This is a genomic window from Bacillus sp. EU63, assembly GCF_038592915.1.
In the GTDB taxonomy this organism is placed as follows: domain Bacteria; phylum Bacillota; class Bacilli; order Bacillales; family Bacillaceae; genus Bacillus; species Bacillus velezensis.
On the sequence record NZ_CP151944.1, the window covers coordinates 3,599,296 to 3,619,648 of the forward strand.

The 20,353-nt window shown below is 45.7% G+C and carries 24 protein-coding genes; 1 reads left to right on the forward strand and 23 read right to left on the reverse strand.

Annotated elements, in window-relative coordinates; all coding sequences use genetic code 11:
* Positions 1-186: 186 nt before the first annotated feature.
* The 12 genes from NYE38_RS18040 to NYE38_RS18095 all read right to left on the reverse strand — a co-directional run bounded on the left by NYE38_RS18040 (position 187) and on the right by NYE38_RS18095 (position 10,178).
* Positions 187-375, reverse strand: a complete 189-nt coding sequence (locus tag NYE38_RS18040) for a CsbD family protein (protein WP_026092293.1) — start codon at positions 373-375, stop codon at positions 187-189.
* A gap of 74 nt (positions 376-449) precedes the next feature.
* Positions 450-929 carry a hypothetical protein gene (locus NYE38_RS18045; RefSeq protein ID WP_007407583.1) on the reverse strand — a complete coding sequence of 160 codons (480 nt, stop codon included), beginning with the start codon at positions 927-929 and terminating at the stop codon, positions 450-452.
* 121 nt (positions 930-1,050) lie between these two features.
* Complete coding sequence (locus NYE38_RS18050) at positions 1,051-2,181, reverse strand: tetratricopeptide repeat protein (RefSeq protein WP_017418744.1); 1,131 nt, start codon at positions 2,179-2,181, stop codon at positions 1,051-1,053.
* 190 nt (positions 2,182-2,371) lie between these two features.
* The gene (moaA, locus tag NYE38_RS18055; protein WP_017418743.1) at positions 2,372-3,397 is read right to left on the reverse strand and encodes a GTP 3',8-cyclase MoaA; all 1,026 of its coding nucleotides are present in this window, start codon (positions 3,395-3,397) and stop codon (positions 2,372-2,374) included.
* Positions 3,398-3,414: 17 nt separating this feature from the next.
* Positions 3,415-4,203, reverse strand: a complete 789-nt coding sequence (gene fdhD, locus NYE38_RS18060) for a formate dehydrogenase accessory sulfurtransferase FdhD (RefSeq protein WP_017418742.1) — start codon at positions 4,201-4,203, stop codon at positions 3,415-3,417.
* Positions 4,204-4,297: 94 nt separating this feature from the next.
* Positions 4,298-4,462 (reverse strand): hypothetical protein, encoded by a 165-nt coding sequence (locus NYE38_RS18065; protein WP_007407587.1) that lies wholly within the window; start codon positions 4,460-4,462, stop codon positions 4,298-4,300.
* A gap of 86 nt (positions 4,463-4,548) precedes the next feature.
* Complete coding sequence (locus NYE38_RS18070; protein WP_017418741.1) at positions 4,549-5,229, reverse strand: VWA domain-containing protein; 681 nt, start codon at positions 5,227-5,229, stop codon at positions 4,549-4,551.
* 309 nt (positions 5,230-5,538) lie between these two features.
* A complete protein-coding gene (locus NYE38_RS18075) occupies positions 5,539-6,225 on the reverse strand; it encodes a VWA domain-containing protein (protein WP_007407590.1) in 687 nt (228 codons plus the stop codon).
* A gap of 265 nt (positions 6,226-6,490) precedes the next feature.
* Positions 6,491-7,522 (reverse strand): stage II sporulation protein D, encoded by a 1,032-nt coding sequence (gene spoIID / locus NYE38_RS18080; RefSeq protein ID WP_017418739.1) that lies wholly within the window; start codon positions 7,520-7,522, stop codon positions 6,491-6,493.
* A gap of 199 nt (positions 7,523-7,721) precedes the next feature.
* The gene (murA, locus tag NYE38_RS18085) at positions 7,722-9,032 is read right to left on the reverse strand and encodes a UDP-N-acetylglucosamine 1-carboxyvinyltransferase (protein WP_017418738.1); all 1,311 of its coding nucleotides are present in this window, start codon (positions 9,030-9,032) and stop codon (positions 7,722-7,724) included.
* A gap of 33 nt (positions 9,033-9,065) precedes the next feature.
* A complete protein-coding gene (locus NYE38_RS18090) occupies positions 9,066-9,806 on the reverse strand; it encodes a YwmB family TATA-box binding protein (protein WP_061861620.1) in 741 nt (246 codons plus the stop codon).
* A gap of 141 nt (positions 9,807-9,947) precedes the next feature.
* Entirely contained in the window at positions 9,948-10,178 is a 231-nt protein-coding gene (locus NYE38_RS18095; RefSeq protein WP_007614366.1) for a DUF1146 family protein, read from the reverse strand.
* A gap of 172 nt (positions 10,179-10,350) precedes the next feature.
* On the opposite strand from NYE38_RS18095, the gene NYE38_RS18100 reads away from it, so the two are divergent.
* Positions 10,351-10,821: a hypothetical protein gene (locus NYE38_RS18100; RefSeq protein WP_014419098.1), complete on the forward strand. Its 471-nt coding sequence runs from the start codon at positions 10,351-10,353 to the stop codon at positions 10,819-10,821.
* A 44-nt stretch (positions 10,822-10,865) separates the two neighbouring features.
* Here the strand turns inward: NYE38_RS18100 and NYE38_RS18105 are convergent, their stop codons facing one another.
* The 11 genes from NYE38_RS18105 to glyA form a co-directional block, all read right to left on the reverse strand.
* Positions 10,866-11,264 (reverse strand): F0F1 ATP synthase subunit epsilon, encoded by a 399-nt coding sequence (locus NYE38_RS18105; RefSeq protein WP_003151176.1) that lies wholly within the window; start codon positions 11,262-11,264, stop codon positions 10,866-10,868.
* Positions 11,265-11,287: 23 nt separating this feature from the next.
* Positions 11,288-12,709, reverse strand: a complete 1,422-nt coding sequence (gene atpD, locus NYE38_RS18110; RefSeq protein WP_003151173.1) for a F0F1 ATP synthase subunit beta — start codon at positions 12,707-12,709, stop codon at positions 11,288-11,290.
* A gap of 25 nt (positions 12,710-12,734) precedes the next feature.
* Positions 12,735-13,598, reverse strand: coding sequence for an ATP synthase F1 subunit gamma (gene atpG, locus NYE38_RS18115; protein WP_003151172.1), 864 nt, complete (start codon positions 13,596-13,598; stop codon positions 12,735-12,737).
* A gap of 75 nt (positions 13,599-13,673) precedes the next feature.
* Positions 13,674-15,182, reverse strand: a complete 1,509-nt coding sequence (gene atpA, locus NYE38_RS18120; protein ID WP_017418736.1) for a F0F1 ATP synthase subunit alpha — start codon at positions 15,180-15,182, stop codon at positions 13,674-13,676.
* A 16-nt stretch (positions 15,183-15,198) separates the two neighbouring features.
* The gene (locus tag NYE38_RS18125; RefSeq protein WP_003151169.1) at positions 15,199-15,744 is read right to left on the reverse strand and encodes a F0F1 ATP synthase subunit delta; all 546 of its coding nucleotides are present in this window, start codon (positions 15,742-15,744) and stop codon (positions 15,199-15,201) included.
* On the reverse strand, positions 15,741-16,253 hold the full coding sequence (gene atpF / locus NYE38_RS18130) for a F0F1 ATP synthase subunit B (RefSeq protein WP_003151168.1): 513 nt from the start codon (positions 16,251-16,253) through the stop codon (positions 15,741-15,743). Before atpF ends, NYE38_RS18125 begins: the two co-directional genes overlap by 4 nt.
* A gap of 142 nt (positions 16,254-16,395) precedes the next feature.
* Positions 16,396-16,608: a F0F1 ATP synthase subunit C gene (atpE, locus tag NYE38_RS18135; RefSeq protein ID WP_003151167.1), complete on the reverse strand. Its 213-nt coding sequence runs from the start codon at positions 16,606-16,608 to the stop codon at positions 16,396-16,398.
* Between the two features lie 45 nt (positions 16,609-16,653).
* On the reverse strand, positions 16,654-17,388 hold the full coding sequence (gene atpB / locus NYE38_RS18140; RefSeq protein WP_014419099.1) for a F0F1 ATP synthase subunit A: 735 nt from the start codon (positions 17,386-17,388) through the stop codon (positions 16,654-16,656).
* A gap of 7 nt (positions 17,389-17,395) precedes the next feature.
* Complete coding sequence (gene atpI, locus NYE38_RS18145) at positions 17,396-17,779, reverse strand: ATP synthase subunit I (RefSeq protein WP_003151155.1); 384 nt, start codon at positions 17,777-17,779, stop codon at positions 17,396-17,398.
* 417 nt (positions 17,780-18,196) lie between these two features.
* Positions 18,197-18,826: a uracil phosphoribosyltransferase gene (gene upp, locus NYE38_RS18150; RefSeq protein WP_014419100.1), complete on the reverse strand. Its 630-nt coding sequence runs from the start codon at positions 18,824-18,826 to the stop codon at positions 18,197-18,199.
* 134 nt (positions 18,827-18,960) lie between these two features.
* Entirely contained in the window at positions 18,961-20,208 is a 1,248-nt protein-coding gene (glyA, locus tag NYE38_RS18155) for a serine hydroxymethyltransferase (RefSeq protein WP_014419101.1), read from the reverse strand.
* Positions 20,209-20,353 lie beyond the last annotated feature (145 nt).

Below are 20,353 nucleotides of genomic sequence, written 5' to 3' on the forward strand. Positions count from 1 at the left end.
CAACAAACGTTTAATTAAATGTGAAGAAAGGTTACATTCTATGTGAATATTATAAAGAAATTACCGGTGAATTTATAGAATATTTAAAAATTTAGTGAATATTAACCAAATGAACTGGAATTTTTGTCATTTCTCATAACAAAAAGCCCAAAATATTTTGGGCTTTTGCTGTGTTTCACGATCAAATTAATCATCACTGAGTTTATCTTTCGTTTTGCCGACACCCTTTTGCAGGCTGCCTTTCGCTTTGTCTTTTTTACCTTCCGCTTTTAAGTCGGACTTGTCTGCCATGTCGCCTGCTTTGTCCTTTGCTTCCCCTTTCATTTTGTTCATGCCGCCTTTTACTTTGTCTTTTAAACCGTTATCTTCACTCATGATCTCTTCAGCTCCTTTTTTGTTCTGTGTACTTGTTTTCTTCCCTTTCAGCCTGAACGCAAACATGTAAACTCTCAATTATTGATTTCACAGCGTTCCCCGTAGCGGAGCACTTTGTAAACAGCCAATCCGTCTGACAGCTTATTATCCCCGTATTGCACCGGCAGAAGGGCAAAGAAAACATAATAAGTTGAAAAATAGACAAATTGGTAAAAAAATAAGTTTGGCTCAAGGACATCTTTTATGATCAGCAGATTTATTAAAAAGATAGAAGCGAGATTAAACAGACAGCCTCCGGAATAGACGAGCGCGCTCGTCAGGCGGTTATCTATCCGCAATTCGCCGAACTTGCAGAAAGAATCTATGAAGTAGATACGCCGAACCTGAATCGGCCCTACTTTTAAAAGACGTTTCCCCATTCCGATATCCAATGATGCCTTGCCCCCGAACAGCATGGCCATAAAGCTGTGTCCCGACACATGGATGACAGACACCATCGGCAGAATGATGAGAAATGATACGAAAAACTTTATCATATCATTGAATCCGAACAACAAATCCCTCCTTCCCATCATACTTTTTTCTCTCTTTTGCGATTTTTCCGTTTTTTTCTATGGTCAAACGTTATGATGTGCATAAAAAAATAACCATCTGCTGATCAGATGGTTAAGAAAATTATATATCGTATAAACACTGTTCTTTTTGAATGTTTTCTCTCATGCGAATCGCTTTTTCATAAAAATACGCCGCTTCTTTATATTGCCCATGTCCGCTTGTGTAAATGGCGGCCTCCAAGGCGAAATCTTCAATATACACATACAGCGATTTTTCATTCATATAGTCAAACACTTCATGGATTAAATCCATATTGAGTGACTCCAAATAAAGCGCTTGTAAAAACTTATACTTCTCTAAACTGAATCGGTCGCCGCGTTCTTTCGCGATCATGACCCCTCTTTCATAATAGGTAAGGGCCGCTTGGTCATCATGCAGCCTGAAAAGGGTGTGCGTTAAGCTGAACAGCGCCTTCGGAAGCTGTTCAAGCTGATGCTCTTCAAAAACGGGAACCGCTTTTCTAAAGTACCGGGCCGCTTCATCCAGATCCCGCTTTTCAGAATAACAATTCCCCAGATTGTAAAGCGAAGACCCGATCAGGCGGGGCTGTCCTTCAAGCAAAGAAAGGCGGAGGGCTTCGTCTAAATGCTCAAGCGCTTTGTCGTAGTTTTTGCAGTCGATGTAGTTTCCTGAGATGACGAAATGGCATTGAATTCTCCGCACTCTGTAAAAATCGTGTTTCATATACGTATCCAGCGCCTGAATCCCGTGATTCATGGAAAAATGAGTCTGCTTCATGACGTAAAACACTTCAGACATCTTGAAATGGAATTCCGCCCTCTCTATATCATCCTCGACAAATGAAAGGAGTTTTTCCGCTTTCCGGTAAAAAGAAATAGCCGCAACATAGTTATTGTGATCGAATTCATACATTCCTCTGAACAAATGGAAATAATACTCAGACAGTCCCGATATGCTGTCCGTGCTTTCGATCGTCTTTTGCAGCTCGCTGTACTGAATCTGTGATTGTTCGGTGCATTCCGGCTTGACGTAATCAAGCATAATATGATGGCGGTAGCTGATCAGCTGATAATATAACAGCAGCAGCTGGTCTTCCTCCATACGTTGTATATCCTCATCAATTTCCTCTTTCAGCTTTATGGCATCAGCCGCTTGAAACGCTAAAATGTGCTTGTACCATTTGTTGATCTTGACTCCAACTTGAGATGACGGAATCTCGTATGCGGTCATGCCCCTTTCACAACCTTTTCTAATTTCTATTGGTTATATTTTAACATATTGTATGGCTTTGGAATTGCATAACTTGATTGTCCTGCATCAAAATTCCTATCATATATTTCGGCTGTCACCGGTATTTTTTGAACAGACCGCTCTCATAATGTGAATAAAAAAGCCTGCCCTTGTCCGGGCAAGCTTTTCTTCATCCGCCTATATAAGACATTTCCACTTTCTTTTTCCCATCCGTTTTAGAAAGCGCGCGGTCAATTGAATACTGATCCGTGCGATTTCTCCAGACAGAAGCGATGGATTCCGTCAATTCATCATCGGTCAGACCGCCGCGCACGAGTTTCCGAACATCATAGCCGCTTGACGCAAACAGGCACGTAAACAGCTCGCCTCTCGCCGACAGGCGTGCTCTGTTGCAGGAGGCGCAGAACGCATCCGAGACGGAGGAAATCACGCCGATTTCGCCGGAACCGTCAAGATAGCGGAACCTGGAAGCGACCTCCCCTTTATAATTCGCTTCTATCGGCTCCGTCGGCATGTGCTGGTTGACCAGATCAATAATTTCGGCCTTCGTGATCACGTCTTTTTTATTCCATTGATTCGTATTGCCTACATCCATAAATTCAATAAACCGGAGAATATGACCCTTTTCTTTAAAATAGCGGGCCATCGGCAGGATATCTTTTTCATTGACGCCCTTTTGAACAACCATATTGATTTTCACACCGAGTCCGGCCGCTTTTGCCGCCTCAATGCCCTCAAGCACCTTGTTCACCGAAACCCCGCGGCCGTTAATGGCCTTAAACCGCTCATCCTCTAAAGAATCGAGGCTGACTGTCACGCGATGCAGCCCCGCCTGCTTCAGTTTTTCCGCATACACGGGAAGCAGAGAGCCGTTTGTCGTCATCGCGATATCTTTAAGTCCGGGGATGCGCGCAAGTTTTTTGATCAATTCAGGCATATCTTTTCTCATGAGCGGCTCTCCGCCCGTCAGCCTGATTTTTTCAACGCCGAAGCGGCCGACAAACAGCTTCGCAAGCCGCTCAAGCTCCTCGAAGGAGAGCAATTCCGTCTTTTGTAAAAATGGATAATCCGGTCCGAATAATTCGGCTGGCATACAGTACGTGCATCTGAAGTTGCAGCGGTCGGTTACAGAGATACGAAGATCCCTGAGCGGCCTTTCCCTTTTGTCTGTCACCCGGCGCGTTTCTGTATTCATAAGCCCAAGACCCCTTTCTATTGTTCAACCCGTTCAGGATGTGTGTATACGTTAAATGATCCGTTTCTGACAAAACCTATCGCGGTTATGTTCAGCTCTTCCGCCATTTGCAGCGCGAGCTCCGTCGGGGCCGATTTTGAAATGACAATCGACACGCCGATTTTTGCGGCTTTTAATAAAACCTCTGAGGAAATCCGGCCGCTGAAGACGATCAGCTTGTCACGGACCGGCATTCCGTTTTTCAAACAGCAGCCGTACAGCTTATCCAGCGCGTTGTGGCGCCCGATGTCCGTCCTCATGAAGAGCAGCTTTTCCGTATCGCACAGCGCCGCATTATGGACGCCGCCCGTTTCCCGGAAGGTGCCGCTCCCGCTTTGCATCTCCTTCATCAGGCGAAGGCACGTCTCAGGAGTTATGGTGATACGGCTGACGGCGGTTTTAGCCGTTTTCACATCCTGCTGAAAGTAAAAATGGCGGCCTTTCCCGCAGCATGAACCGATGACCCTCTTCGTATAGTCTTTTTGCTCAAGCACTCCGGGATTCGTCAGTTCAACATATGCAAACCCGAGACTTTCATCTATAGTAAAGCTTTTGATTTCTTTTTCAAAACGAATGACGCCTTCTGATGCGAGAAATCCGATGACGAGTTCCTCTAAATGGTCAGGCGTGCAGACGAGCGTAACAAATTCCTGCCCGTTCACCATGACGGTCAGCGGATACTCTGAAACCATCCGATCTGCCGTCTTTGTTAATACCCCTTTTTCATAGCGGTATATGTCTCTTACCGCTGTTGTTTTTTCATCCACTGTTTTCCCCTCCGCAGTATCCTTCTCTTTTATTCTTCCACAATCCCTGTATTTTGTCGAATTTGCGGTTTAAAAAAAGAGCCCTCTTAGGACTCTATGTTTCATTGCGATGATGTCTGCTCAGAATGGTGAATAAAATAACTGCGGCGATAATGGCCAATATACTGACGAATATGAAGGCGGCAAGCTTCAGAAAAATTCCCATCAGAACAAAAACGACTGCCGCCAGCACTAATATAATGCCTGCTCCTTTTAACAACAGCGTTCATCTCCTTTTATCCGTATCATTCCCGCGGTTTTTGTTTTCTAAACAAAAAAGACGCCGCGCGGGCGTCCTTTTTTAACCTATTCTTTTGCTAAATCCTTTGCAGCGTCTTCCCAAGCCTGTTTGAACTCGTCCGCGCTGTCAGCTGAGACATATGTGCCGCCTCCCGCTTCCGCCGCTTTTTCAAGGCTTTCGCTTCCTTTCATGCCGAAGTTGAAGCCGATGATATTGACGACCGTGTTGACATTCGCTTTACGGAGCTTTTGAATTTCGGCCTGAGGATTCCCGCCGCATGTTTCTTCACCGTCTGTGATCAGATATACGACGTTTTTCCCCGCGGCGCCGGCCCGCTCAAATTCTTCACGCGTATCAGAAAGCGCTTTCGCAATCGGTGTCCAGCCGGTCGGTTTAATCTTGCTGAGTGATTGCTCAAATGGAGTCACGGCGTACGGCTGAAGGCCGTATAACGTTTCTGTCGCATTACATGATACGGCTTTGCCTGAGTTTTTATTATTGCCCTTATGCCCGAATACCCGAAGCATCAGATTCGTGTCTTCAGGAAGAACTTCCGCAAAAGAAGTGACAGACTCTTTCGCAACATCTATTTTACGCTCTCCCCCTGTTTTTTGTATCATGCTTCCGCTTGCGTCAAACAGCACGGCAACGTTTGTTTCTTCGTGCTTTTTCTCAGCTGCAAAAACAGGTGATCCGAGTGAAAGCGTCAAAAGTCCGACAATCCCCGCAGTGAACATTTTTTTCATTTCCTTCATTCCTCTCCGTTTGTTTTTGGCCGATGGGCCCCCGGCTCTTCTCTATGCTAGATGACGAGTATGCAAAAAGATATAGGGCGGGATTCCTTTTGTATAAGCGGCTGTACGCCGTTAAAAATGAACAGAATTATGCGCATCATCCTAAAAAGATTGCATAAATGATGACAGATTTAATGCCTTTTTCGCCCTTTTTGTAATATAAGTCCGGAATCTGATTCTTTTTACAGTTTTCTCTTCATCTTTTCTTGAAATTTTTGTTAAATAAAAATAAAAAAAAGGGCCGATAAACGGCACCTTTTCTTATTCCGCTAATGAACTCGCTGCCATTGTAAAGATGCGGTTCATATCCTTTTGGCTGTGAGCTTCGTAATATTTTCCTCCGCCCGCTTTGGCAATCTCGTGAAGCTGGCCGTTGAAGCCTTCCTTAAAGTCAAAGCCGATCACGTTGACTTTAATATGCTGTTTGCGAAGTTCTTTCGCTGTCTTAACAGGATCTCCTCCGCATGTCTCCTCGCCGTCCGTCAACAGGAAAACGGATTTACTGCCAAGTTTGTGCAAACCGGTAAAGGAAGCCTTCGCATCCTCTAATGCTTTTGCAATCGGTGTCCAGCCCGTAGGCCCGATTCCGTTAAGAGAGTTAAGGAAGCTCTGTCTGTCAAACCTTTGGAATCCGTACACACCGCGAATGGATTCACAAGATTGAACCTTTCCGGAGTTTTTATTATTGCCTTCCGAACCGAAAACCGTCATTCTGACCTGTGATTTAGATTTAATTTGATCCGCAAAACGGACAATTTCTTCTTTTGCCATGTTGTATTTAGAAACACCGTCAATCCGTTTTGCCATACTGCCGCTCGCATCAAGTAAAATGGCGGTATTGTTTTTAAATGAAAGAGTCTTCTCGTTTGCATTCTCGGCAGCAAAAGCAGGAGATGCAGCAGTCAGCATCAATCCGAGCATGAGTATGAGTGAAAATGTTTTTTTCATTGCTTTTTCCCCTTTTCAATAGATTTACGTTCAACGCCGAACAATATTTATCGTAAATGAGATGAAAAGGGAAATAAATAGGACGGCGTTCCTCATTATTTTTGCGTATATTCACATAGAAGCGGCATTTTTATCAGTGATTTACACCCGGCGCTCAGCCTTCAATCGGCATTTGTCAGCCTTTAGGCTTTCGTTATATGAGTCTGTTGGTTGCTTTACCGTTTATGGAATAGTTTTCAAAAAAAACAGACGCTCATGAAAGCGTCTATTTTTTCGCCATATATTTGTTTAAAAATGAATCTGCTTCGGAAATGTCCACTCCCTGATAATAATGCTTGACGATGTCCGCCACGGATTTCCCCTGCTGCGCCATGTAATTGGCCCCGTACTGGCTCATGCCGACGCCGTGGCCGAATCCTTTTGTCGTAATGGTGATGCTGCCGCCGTTTCGTTTCCATTCAAAGTCGGCAGAACGGAGTCCGAGTTTTTCCCGGATGTCTCTTCCCTTCAGCTTTTTGCCGTTTATGACGGCCGTCGCCACTTGATGGCCCGGCGTTCTGGCTGTAATCTGTCCCACCGTGTTTTGTCCCGAGAGCTGTACGCCGAGCTTTTGCTGAAACTCCGGCACACTGAAGGTCTGGGTGGCGAGATATTTCGGCGATTGTTTATCCCACGGACTTTTCACGCTCTTTAAATAAGGAATGGCGCTTGTCCAATAGGCTTCCGCATTTTCCGTATACCCGTTGCTCGTAGAGAAGAAAGATGCCTCAATCGGCTTGTTGTCGTACGTTAAAATCTTTCCTTGCGTGCCGGCGACCGCGTTTGTGATTTTCTTGAGGTTGTGTGCGTACTTAGAACCCCATTCTTTTTTCAGCTGGCTTTTGCTTTGATAGACTTGGAACATTTGCGTATCATCCACCAGTGATCCTTTCGGCGCCTGAACGGCTGAGTCAGCGACCATCAGTCTGACGATGAATGTCCGGGCGGCGAGCGCCTGGGCTTTTAAGGCCTCCGGTTTAAAGTTTGCGGGCATTTCGGAAGCCACGACACCGACCACGTACTCTTCAAGCGGAATGTTTTCTACAGAATGATTGGATGTCCGATAAACCGGAATGGATACAGGTGATTCTTTCAATGTTTCTGCTCCTTTTGTTTCTCGTGTGGTGTGTGCTGTTTTGTGTCCGGGCTCTCTGTTTACGGCTGCGCCTTTTTCTGCCTGAAACGGAAGGACGAGAATGGTGGGGACTAGAAGAATAAGTATACACAGCCCGGATAGTAGAAATACAATCGGTTTCATATATCAGCTGCCTCCTGCTTGGGATTCGACTCTACTTCATCTTATGGGCAGGGACAAGCTAATATGACTTCCTTTTGGACAGAATCTTTATTCCATTTTTCACGCGAAAAACGTATTCTTTTTTGGAAATCAGAGCATAATAATGATGATAAACCATAAAAAAACAGTATGCCAGATTGACATACTGTTTTTACAGCCATTATGCGTTTAGGTCAGTTACGACTTCTTTGCTTTCTTGTTCAGCGGCCGTTTCATCAACGACACGCTCGATGTCAGCGCCGAGAGCCGCAAGTTTTTGATGGAAATTCACATAACCGCGATCCAAGTGCTTCAGTTCCGTGACCCGTGTATGACCTTCAGCCACTAATCCCGCAAGAATCAGCGCCGCGCCCGCACGCAGGTCCGTAGCGGCAACTTCTGCGCCTTGCAGCTGTACAGGACCGTTAATGATCACAGAACGTCCTTCAATTTTAATGTCGCCATTCATCCGGCGGAATTCTTCAGCATGCATAAAACGGTTTTCAAACACAGTTTCAGTAATCATGCTTGTTCCGCTCGCACGGAGAAGCAGCGCCAACATTTGCGACTGCATATCAGTCGGGAATCCTGGGTGAGGCATCGTTTTAATGTCGATCGGCTTCAGCTGGGCAGGACCGATGACACGAAGGCCTTCTCCTTCATCCGTAATTTTGACTCCCATTTCTTCCATCTTCGCAATTAAAGACGTAAGATGCTCAGGAACCGCACCTTTGACTAATACATTTCCTTCCGTGATAGCCGCAGCCACCATGAAAGTACCCGCTTCAATACGGTCAGGAATGATGTTGTGTCTTACGCCGTGAAGCTTCTCGACACCTTCAATTTTAATGGTGCCTGTGCCGGCTCCGCGGATTTTTCCGCCCATCGCATTGATATAGTTCGCTAAGTCAACGATTTCAGGCTCTTTTGCCACGTTTTCAAGCGTTGTTGTTCCTTCAGCTAAAGCAGCTGCCATAATCAAGTTTTCTGTCGCACCCACACTTGGGAAATCTAAATAGATTTTTGCGCCCTGCAGACGGCCTTCCACTTCTGCTTCAATAAAGCCGTTGCCTACTTTGATTTTTGCACCCATTGCTTCAAAGCCTTTTAAATGCTGATCAATCGGTCTTGAGCCGATTGCGCAGCCGCCCGGAAGCGCTACTCTTGAATGACCCGTACGGGCTAACAGAGGGCCCATAACAAGCACTGACGCGCGCATTTTACGCACATATTCAAAAGGTGCTTCTGTTTCTAAAGCGTAAGAAGCGTTTACGGTAACTTCATTATTCTCAAAATGCACATCTGCTCCTAAATGACGCAACACTTCGTTGATTGTATATACATCGGAGAGCGTAGGTACATCACATATTACGCTTTTTTCTTCACTTGCTAATAAAGATGCAGCGATAACTGGTAAAACGGCATTTTTTGCTCCTTCAACTTTCACTGTGCCGTTTAACTTCTGACCGCCGCGGACGATGATTTTTTCCAAGGTATTCCCCTCCGCGTCCCTATATTCTCTATATTAATATTCAGTCGTCACGATTGGTGTGCCAACCGTAACGGTATGTTTTTCGCCCATTCCCGCACTTCTAAGCGCAACTTGCACATTCATCTTATGTTTCGATGTCATGATGTAATCTGTCCACTTATATGTAAATGCAGAAACAGAAACGAAATGAGGCTCAACTACATGTTCAACTGGACTTGCTTCAAATTCTTTCATGAGCTGTTCTGCTTTTTTTTGCAAAACAATACTCATATTATCATTTAAATGACCCTTTAGACAAGTAAAAATAAATACTTTATTTTGAAATATGTCATGTGCCTGCCGTTCAAACTGTTCATATGTATCATTCCAGTTTTCCGGTTGCTCCGGGCTCATTTGCTCATATAATAAATACGAAGTTGGGTTCTGGTTTTTGAGGGTAGTGACGAGCTGCAGTTTAAAAGTTGTGTGATTTTTTTTGTCAGAATACGTGCCGACGGCCTTTACGATTTTATCTTCCCGCGCGGTTTTCCAGTGATATTGCGGATACTGCGTCTTCAGTTCTTTTACCTTGTCATCAAATTCACTCAGTGACAGGTTCAGATTTTCTTTCGCATGAAGCGTCCATTCATCTACAGTGACCTGCTGCCGCTCCATTCCTTCGGCAATCTGGGCAAGCGGAGACAGCTCACTTGCATGAATGGAATGAAATACCGCTATTAAGGCGCTTAAAAAAACAAAAAATAAGATGATGCGGCCTGCTCTTTTTTTCTTCATATCGATCTCTCCCCCTTACTCCCATTTTTGCCGGAGCCGGGGAAAGCAATACATGGAAAACTTCGTCAAAACTCGCCAAGCGGGTGAAGAAAAATTGGTTTCTCACCCAGCGATTCCCTTCATTTTAACAAACGAAACATCTTAAAATAAGTATGGAAGCTGTTTCGAATAGGTAAGATAATCTAAAAAGAAGTCAGCGACTGCCGTACCGATCGCAATGGTAAGAAGAATGATCAGCAGCCTCGCCTGCACTATTTTTCCTTTTCGGATCAGCGGATCAAAGTTGACGGCCTGAAGCGCCCACCATGTCACCGCAATGCATACCAGGTGAACCAGGATGCTGATTGCGGCCTGCTGCCCCAATACATTCACAAATCCCATCTCCTTTCATTTTTTCCGCCCCTCATATCCTCTCTTATTATATAAGAAGAAGAGAGAAAGATGATCATTTTTACATCAGAATTTTTATCCAAAATTAGGGGCAATCCCCGCTTAAATGTCCGTTCTCCGGCATGATATACTTTTTTGGAAAGGAGATGGGAATATGAATCATTCCTTTTTTCATCCGGAAAAGCAGTATGGAGAAACTCTTCCCGTATTTGACCACGAGTGGGAAGCGATAGCATTCTACTATGATTATAGACAGTCTCAAACAGAGGAACTGAAAGAATTATGTCAGTTTTTCAATATTTCTCTTGATTATTCACGCGGCAGCCTGCTGGAAGTGGAAGCTCTTTACTTCCGCAGCATAAAAGAGCTGCTTTTGGCGGATTGGAACCTGCCGATTGACGAATTTGAGAAAATGCTCAGCGTGTATGTCATCGATTGCGCCATCAGACACCATGACGATGCCGAATGGGTCGTCAAACCTTATCCGTATACGGACGGCGCTTATACGACGGGTGTGCGGAGAGGAAACAAAACGTGGCACACCGACAACTGCTGCGAACATTTATATCTGCAAAAAGAAGAGGATCATCCGCTTATCGGCGTCTATGAATCTCTTATGCGTTAATATAGAAAAAGAATCCTTCTCAGACAGCCGAGAAGGATTCTTTTTTAGTTTCCTGCAACATCCAATCTGTTTACAGCCCGCTGTAACGCAAGCTCAGCCCGACGAATGTCAGTATCATCTGATCGTTTGTTCAAACGGTCTTCCGCCCGCTTTTTCGCAGCAAGGGCGCGCTCTTTATCAATGCTTTCCGCTGTTTCAGCGGCTTGTGCAAGGATAGTGACCTGATCAGGACGGACTTCTAAAAATCCGCCGCTGACAGCCGCCAATTCGGTCTGCCCGTCTTTTTTAAGGCGGACAGCGCCGATTTTAAGCGGAGCCACGGTCGGAATATGGCCAGGCAAGATACCGAGATCACCGCTCTCGGCTCTTACACTTACCATTTCAATATCAGCATCATATACTGGGCCGTCGGGAGTAACGATATTGACTTTAACGGTCTTCATGCTTTTACCCTCCTAGGACCAGATTAAACTTCTACACCCATCTCTTTCGCATTCTCAATGACTTCTTCAATGCGTCCCACAAGACGGAATGCATCTTCCGGAAGATGGTCATATTTACCGGAAAGGATTTCTTTAAAGCCTCGTACCGTTTCTTTAACAGGCACGTAAGAACCCTTTTGTCCCGTAAACTGCTCAGCTACGTGGAAGTTTTGAGAAAGGAAGAACTGGATACGGCGGGCGCGGTGAACGACAAGCTTGTCTTCTTCACCTAATTCGTCCATACCGAGAATCGCGATAATATCCTGAAGTTCTTTGTAACGCTGAAGCGTTGACTGGACTTCACGCGCCACCGCATAATGCTCTTCTCCGACAATTTCCGGAGCAAGCGCGCGGGAAGTGGAAGCCAGCGGATCAACCGCAGGGTAGATACCCATTTCAGTTAATTTACGCTCAAGGTTAGTCGTTGCATCCAAGTGAGCGAACGTTGTCGCCGGAGCCGGGTCAGTGTAGTCATCGGCAGGCACGTAGATCGCCTGGATAGATGTAACTGAACCAACGTTTGTAGACGTAATACGCTCTTGAAGCTGACCCATTTCTGTCGCAAGCGTCGGCTGATAACCAACCGCAGAAGGCATACGGCCGAGAAGCGCGGAAACCTCTGAACCCGCTTGTGTGAAACGGAAAATGTTATCGATAAAGAACAGTACGTCCTGTCCTTGTTTATCACGGAAATGCTCAGCCATTGTAAGACCCGTCAGTGCTACACGCATACGTGCGCCCGGCGGCTCGTTCATTTGTCCGAAGACCATGGCTGTTTTCTTGATAACGCCTGAATCGCTCATTTCGTAGAAAAGGTCGTTCCCTTCACGAGTACGCTCTCCTACACCGGCGAATACGGAAATACCGCCGTGCTCTTGCGCGATGTTGTTGATTAATTCCTGGATTAATACGGTTTTACCTACGCCGGCGCCGCCGAACAATCCGATTTTACCGCCCTTGATGTAAGGAGCGAGCAGGTCAACAACCTTAATTCCCGTTTCAAGAATTTCAACCTCAGTTGAAAGCTCATCGAATGAAGGAGCTGATCTGTGGATCGGGTCCTTTTGAGCATCCGCAGGCAGCGGTTCATTTAAATCAATTTTATCTCCCAGTACGTTAAATACGCGTCCGAGAGTCACATCACCGACAGGAACAGAAATCGGCGCACCTGTATCAACAGCTTCCATTCCGCGCTGAATTCCGTCCGTAGATGCCATGGCAATTGTACGGACTGTATCGTCACCTAAATGAAGAGCAACCTCTAGCGTTAGGTCGATGCCTACTTCATTTTCGCCTGTAGCTGGCTGTGAAACTTTAATCGCATTATAAATCGCAGGCAAGTGGCCGTCCTCGAAACGTACGTCGACAACCGGTCCAAGCACCTGACTTACGCGTCCTTTCTTCATCGCTATCCCTCCTGACAAAATCTTTCTATTCTAAAGCGGCTGCACCGCCGACAATTTCGGTAATTTCTTGTGTAATCGCTGCTTGACGCGCGCGGTTATATGAAAGCGAAAGTGAATCAATGAGTTCTTTCGCATTATCCGTCGCATTTTTCATTGCTGTCATTCTCGCAGCGTGTTCACTTGCTTTACTGTCAAGAAGCGCGCCGTAAATTAAGCTTTCCGCATATTGAGGAAGCAGCACTTCGAGCACCTCTTCTTCATCCGGTTCGAACTCGTAAGAAGCCGTGCGCTTCCCGCCGCTCGTTCCGAAATCCGTTAAAGGCAGCACTTTTTTCTCCGTCACTTCCTGTGAAATCGCACTGACGAAATGGTTATACACCAAATGCAGTTCATCAAAAGCGCCGTCGATAAACATTTGAACCGTCTGACGGGTCAAATCTTTAATCTGAGCAAAAGTGACCTCGTCGCCAAGCCCCACTAACTCAGACAAAATCGGCATTTCTCGTTTTTTGAAGAAATCGCGGCCGACTCTGCCGATTGCAATCACCGTGTATTCATCTTTAGACTGATGGCGTTCTTGAATGGTGCGGTAAGCGTTTCGCAAAACCGAACTGTTAAACGCACCCGCAAGCCCGCGGTCAGACGTAATGACGAGATACGCCGTCTTTTTCACTTCTCTTGAGACAAGCATCGGGTGTTTCGCGTTTTTCGCGCCTTTTCCGACGTTAAACACAACCTCCTGGATCTTATCCATATACGGAGCAAATGACTTCGCGTTGGTTTCCGCACGGTTCAGCTTCGCAGCGGATACCATCTGCATGGCTTTTGTAATCTGGCTTGTTTTTTTCGTTGACGTGATCCTTGACTTAATATCGCGTAATGAGGCCAAAGATTTCACCACCTTTATTCTTCATTTGCGTAAAAAGAGAGAAAAAGAGAACCTTTTTCTCTCATCTTCTAAGGGTTAGTTGCTTGGTGCAAATGTGCGTTTGAAGCCTTCGATTGCAGCTTTGAAGTCTTCATCAGCAGGAAGGTTTCCTGTTTTCGCAATGCCGTCAAGCAGATCTTTATGGTTTTGATCAAGGTACATGTAGTACTCTTCTTCAAAACGTCTGATATCCGCAACCGGAATATCATCAAGATATCCTTTTGTCAGCGCATAAAGAATGGCTACCTGTTTTTCAACCGGAAGCGGTTTATTCAAGTCTTGCTTCAGCACTTCAACTGTACGCGCACCGCGGTTCAGTTTCGCCTGAGTCGCCTGGTCAAGATCAGATCCGAATTGGGCGAACGCTTCAAGTTCACGGTATGAAGCCAGGTCAAGACGCAATGTTCCCGCTACCTTTTTCATCGCTTTGATTTGGGCTGATCCGCCGACACGGGATACGGATAATCCGGCATTGATCGCAGGACGCACGCCTGAGAAGAATAGGTCGGATTGAAGGAAAATCTGTCCGTCAGTAATGGAAATGACGTTTGTCGGGATATAAGCGGAGATATCTCCTGCTTGTGTTTCGACGAACGGCAGCGCCGTAATTGATCCTGCGCCTTTTGCGTCACTCAGTTTGGCTGCGCGCTCAAGCAGACGGGAGTGAAGATAGAATACATCCCCAGGGAATGCTTCACGGCCCGGCGGACGGCGAAGAAGCAATGACAGCTCACGGTAAGCGGCCGCTTGTTTAGATAAATCATCATATACGACGAGAACGTGCTTGCCGTTGTACATGAATTCTTCACCCATTGTCACCCCTGCATACGGTGCAAGGTACAGAAGCGGAGCCGGCTGTGAAGCGGACGCTGTCACGACAATCGTGTAATCAAGCGCGCCATGCTTACGAAGTGTTTCCACTACGCCGCGCACTGTAGATTCTTTTTGGCCGATCGCTACGTACACACAGATCATGTCTTGATCTTTTTGGTTTAAGATTGTATCAATCGCAACAGATGTTTTACCTGTCTGACGGTCCCCGATAATCAGCTCACGCTGTCCGCGGCCGATCGGAATTAACGCGTCGATCGCTTTGATACCCGTTTGCAGCGGCTCATGTACTGATTTACGGTCCATTACGCCTGGAGCCGGGCTTTCGATCGGACGTGTTTTGCTTGTCAGAATCGGACCCAGTCCGTCTACCGGCTGTCCGAGCGGGTTGACGATACGTCCGATTAATTCTTCACCTACAGGAACTTCCATGATACGGCCTGTTCTTTTGACCTCATCACCTTCACGGATATCTCTGTAAGGTCCTAAGATAACGATACCTACGTTGGATTCTTCAAGGTTTTGAGCCATACCCAAAACGCCGTTTGAAAACTCAACAAGTTCACCGGCCATACAATTGTCAAGGCCGTGCACACGCGCAATACCGTCTCCGACTTGGATGACTGTACCTACGTCATGAACTTCAATTTCAGATTGGTAATTTTGAATTTGCTGCTTTATCAGCGTGCTAATCTCTTCAGCTTTGATGCTCACTTAGGTTTCACCCCTTCTATCGATTTCCTCCGGCAAGTTGACGTTCCATGCGCTCAAGCTTTCCGCTCACGCTTCCGTCATAAATCCGGTTTCCAATGCGGACTTTAATGCCGCCTATTAAATCCGTCTGCACTTCATTTCTGATTCTGAGCGAAGCGATTCCGGCTTTTTTTGCAAACACTTGAGACAATGATAACATTTCCGCTTCTGACAGCGGTTTTACTGAATAAACAACCGCGTCCTCTGTCTGACGGGCCTGATTGGCAAGTTTGATAAACTCGTCTGTGAGATCAGGCACAATCGAAGACCGGCGGCGGTCAATCAGAAGAAAAATCGTATGCAGCACAGACTCAGACAGTGCGCCGAACGATTGCTGAATCAGCTCTTTTTTCTTAGCGGCCGATACCTTCGGATGGCTTAACACTTCCTGTAATCCGGCTTCGTTCCGGAACACTTCTTTTAGTACGGTAAGCTCTTCTTCGATTTCATTGATTTGAGAAGTCTCAACGGCAATGTCGAAAAGCGCTGACGCGTATCGTTTAGAGACAGCAGATCCACTCATCGGCTTTCTCCTACCTCTTTAAGATAGTCCTGAATCAGTTGTTCCTGGGCTTGTTCATCAAGCTCTTTTTCAATCACTTTCGATGCGATTAAGACAGAAAGTGATGCGACTTGCTCGCGAAGTGCGGAAACCGCTTGTTCTTTTTCTTTGACAATTTCGGTTCTCGCCGCTTCTTTCAATCTTTCAGACTCGGCGCGTGCAGCCTGGATAATGTCTTCCTTCTGCTTTTCACCCAGTTTTTTCGCATTTTCAATGAGTGATTGTGATTCCTGTTTCGCTTCTTTTAAAAGAACGCGCTGCTCTTCAATCAGCTTCTGCGCTTCTTTATTTCTTTCTTCAGCGGACGTAATTTCGCCGGCGATATGATCTTCACGCTGTTTCATTATATTTAATAGCGGTCCAAGAGCGAATTTCTTGAGAAGCGCTAATAAAACTAACATAGCTAACAATTGGAATAGGATATCTCCGCCGTTAAACGACAGTCCTAATTCAAGAGGTAATTGAGACATCTACTACGGCAACTCCCTTCTGCAGGTTTTCTCTGCTGATAAAAAGCCGTTTCGGGACGGCCTGCTTATCAGACATAAAGCAATGGCGAAGGTTCTCTTAGAGTGATCTTCGCCATTTTTAGTTCATATAAGGCTTTTTTGCTTAGCCAAAGAACGCTAAGAACGCGATAACGACAGCGATAATCGGAAGGGCCTCAACCAATGCGATACCCATGAACATAAGAGTTCTAAGTTCTTTTCCTGCTTCCGGCTGACGGGCGATTCCCTCTACCGTACGTGAAACGATCAGACCGTTACCAATACCTGCACCAAGTGCGCCTAAACCGATTGCAATTGCAGCTGCTATTAAATTCATGAAAAAGTTCCTCCTTTAAAATGTTATCCGAATGGATATATGATTTTAATGATCATGACTGATTTTGTGTGACATGTACACCATCGTCAGCATCGTAAAGATAAATGCCTGGATGGTCCCGATGAACAAGCTGAACGCCTGCCATGCAAGCATCGGAAGAATGGCTCCGACTGTGCCGACCAAACCGAGAAAGAAGCTGTTTGAGTAGAAATTCGTCGCCAGATTCGCAAGCAGGCCAAGAAGAATTTCCCCGGCGAAAATGTTACCGTAAAGACGAAGTCCGAGTGTCAGCGTATTCGCAAACTCCTCAATAATCTTCATCGGGAACATAAGCGGAACCGGTCTGAGGTAATCCTTAGAGTATTCCTTCAAACCTTTCATCTTCACGCCGTAATAGTGCGTTAACGACACAACCATAACGGCTAGAGTCAGAGTAATAGCCGGATCGGCCGTCGGTGATTTCCACCAAAGCTCGTGTCCGACCGTTACAGAAAACGGCAGCCCCAGCATATTTGATACAAATATGTACATCAGCAAGGTTACACCAAGCGCCAAGAAGTTAGCCCCTGTTTTTAAATCCATTGTACTGCCTATAATATTGCGGACAAAATCAACAATCCATTCCATGAAGTTCTGGGCTTTTCCCGGACGGATAGACAGCGTTCTCGTAGTGAGAATCGCAATCAGCAGCACAATCACACTTGCCACAGTAATCATCAGAATGTTTGTCAGATTAAAAGTAAGACCAAACAAATCAATAGTTCTGTAATCGTGATTCAATGGGTTTTCACCTCTCTTCCATTGATGAACGTTTGAGCTGAATAATGGAATCTATCATAATGACGGGATAAATTGTCATTAATCCAATAATCACACTTGCCACACTGACTTTATCGGGATATTTAAAGGCGACAGCCATCGCAAGTATCGCATTGCACCAACGCGCTGCGCTCCCGAGTGATCGTATGGACTTTCCTTTCGCCACGGCCTTGTCAAAAGCATTCATTCTTCTGGTCAAGAGCCACAAATTAAACAAACTGAAAACAGTTCCCAAAAAGAGGCCTAAAAAAACAGTTTTATACGCCGTAAGACCATATCCCAGCAAATAGATTGCTAAGATTACAAATACATATCTCCGTTGTCTGCTGAATGTAAGATTGGGATCGTCCATCAACTATCTGTCTCCTGATGAAAATGTAATATAATTCCTGGATACGGCAAAACATGCGGTTAACCCTTGCAGAAGGCCTTTTTTGTCCGCAAAACGGCCTGTTCGAAAAAACCACTCATCCTCCTGATGCCACGGGATGCTGTTTCATTCGCTTAGATAAATCCTCATATAACGGGTTTTTTGGAGGATTTAAAATGAGGATGGATACTAGAAATGAAAGGAATGAAAACCTTCTCATAATACCCTCGTTTAGCATACAATAGCCCCTAACATGTGTCAATCTGTTTAAAGTTAAAAAACTTTTTATACCGGAAGCATACACAGAATGTTCACAAATTCACCTATAAATGTATGAACTCTGCCCATTCAGCAAATATCTGGATAAAAAAAGAAAACCCCTGAATGAGGTTTTCCGATTTATTTGGTTCCGTACAGTCTGTCACCCGCGTCCCCGAGGCCCGGAACGATATAGCCTTTTTCATTCAGTTTTTCATCAAGGGCGGCGATATAAATATCAACGTCAGAATGATGTTTCATAAGCTCTTCCACGCCTTCCGGAGCCGCTACAAGACACATAAAACGAATGTTTCTCGCGCCGCGCTTTTTCAGGCTGTTTATCGCTTCCACCGCAGAGCCTCCCGTAGCAAGCATCGGATCCACGACAATAAATTCGCGTTCTTCTACATCAGAAGGAAGCTTGACATAGTATTCCACCGGTTTTAAGGTTTCCGGATCACGGTATAATCCGACATGTCCCACTTTAGCGGCCGGGATTAATTTCAGCATGCCGTCAACCATTCCGAGACCCGCTCTCAGGATCGGCACGATACCGAGTTTCTTCCCTGAAATCACTTTGGATGTCGCTGTTTGAACAGGTGTTTTCACTTCCACTTCTTTAAGAGGAAGATCACGTGTAATTTCAAACGCCATCAGTGATGCGACTTCGTCCACCAGGTCTCTGAAATCCTTTGTGCCTGTATTTTCATTCCGAATATATGTCAGCTTATGCTGGATTAAAGGATGATCAAATACGTAAACCTTTCCCATACTGTGTTCAGCTCCTTTTTTGTTGTCCGAGTGACTTTTTCACACTTCTATTGATTCTACAGAAAAAGACAAACAGTTTCAAGAAAATCATAAAAAAACCCGCCGGATTAAGGTTCCGGCGGGTTTCTTCCTTATTAATAGTCCAGTTCTTTATATAAAGGAAACTTTTCAGTCAAGGCAGATACGCGCTGTCTCGCTTCTTCAAGTTTTGCTTCGTCTTCATGATTTTTCAGCGCGAGGCCGATGATGGCGCCGACTTCTTCAAGCGCGTCACCGTCAAAGCCGCGGCTTGTCACAGCTGCCGTACCGAGACGGATTCCGCTTGTGACGAACGGTTTTTCCGGATCGTAAGGGATCGCGTTTTTATTAGATGTAATGCCGATTTCATCAAGAACGTGTTCAGCGACTTTTCCGGTCAGACCGAGAGAACGGAGGTCGACAAGCACAAGGTGGTTATCCGTTCCGCCTGATACGAGCTGAATGCCCTCTTTGTTCAGAGACTCAGCCAGGCGCTTCGCGTTCGAGATGACGTTTTGCGCATATGTTTTGAACTCATCTTCAAGCACTTCTCCGAAAGAAACGGCTTTGGCCGCGATGACATGCATAAGCGGTCCGCCTTGGATTCCCGGGAAAATGGATTTATCAATCTTTTTGCCGAACTCTTCACGGCAAAGGATCATTCCTCCGCGGGGTCCGCGAAGTGTTTTGTGAGTCGTTGTCGTTACAAAGTCAGCGTAAGGAACCGGATTCGGATGAAGACCGGCTGCGACAAGACCCGCGATATGCGCCATGTCGACCATGAAGTAAGCGCCGACTTCATCAGCGATTTCACGGAATTTTTTAAAGTCGATCGTGCGGGGGTACGCGCTCGCTCCGGCAACGATGAGTTTCGGCTTATGCGCCAGCGCTTTTTCACGCACATCTTCATAATCTATATATTGCGTGTCTTTATCGACACCGTATTCTACAAAGTTGTATTGAACGCCGCTGAAATTAACCGGGCTTCCGTGTGTTAAGTGGCCGCCGTGGGAGAGGTTCATCCCGAGCACCGTGTCGCCGTGCTCTAAAATCGTGAAGTAAACAGCCATGTTCGCTTGAGCGCCTGAGTGCGGCTGAACGTTTACATGCTCAGCTCCGAAAATCTCTTTCGCGCGGTCGCGGGCGATGTCCTCAACGACATCAACATGCTCACAGCCGCCGTAGTAGCGTTTGCCGGGGTAGCCTTCAGCATATTTGTTTGTTAAAACAGAGCCTTGCGCTTCCATTACCGCTTCCGTCACGAAGTTTTCAGAAGCAATTAATTCGATCTTAGTCTGTTGACGCTTACGCTCATCTTTGATGGCGTTAAACACTTGTTTGTCTTGTACAGGTAAATGTTTCATCAGCGAGATCCTCTCCTATCCGTTTCCTGTTCTTTATTTTTACCACCCTTATTGTACATGGTTTTTCAGGTGAATGTAACAGCTTATTTAAAAAAATCACAAAATTTAATTAGAAAACACGAACATTATACAGGAAAAGTATTTT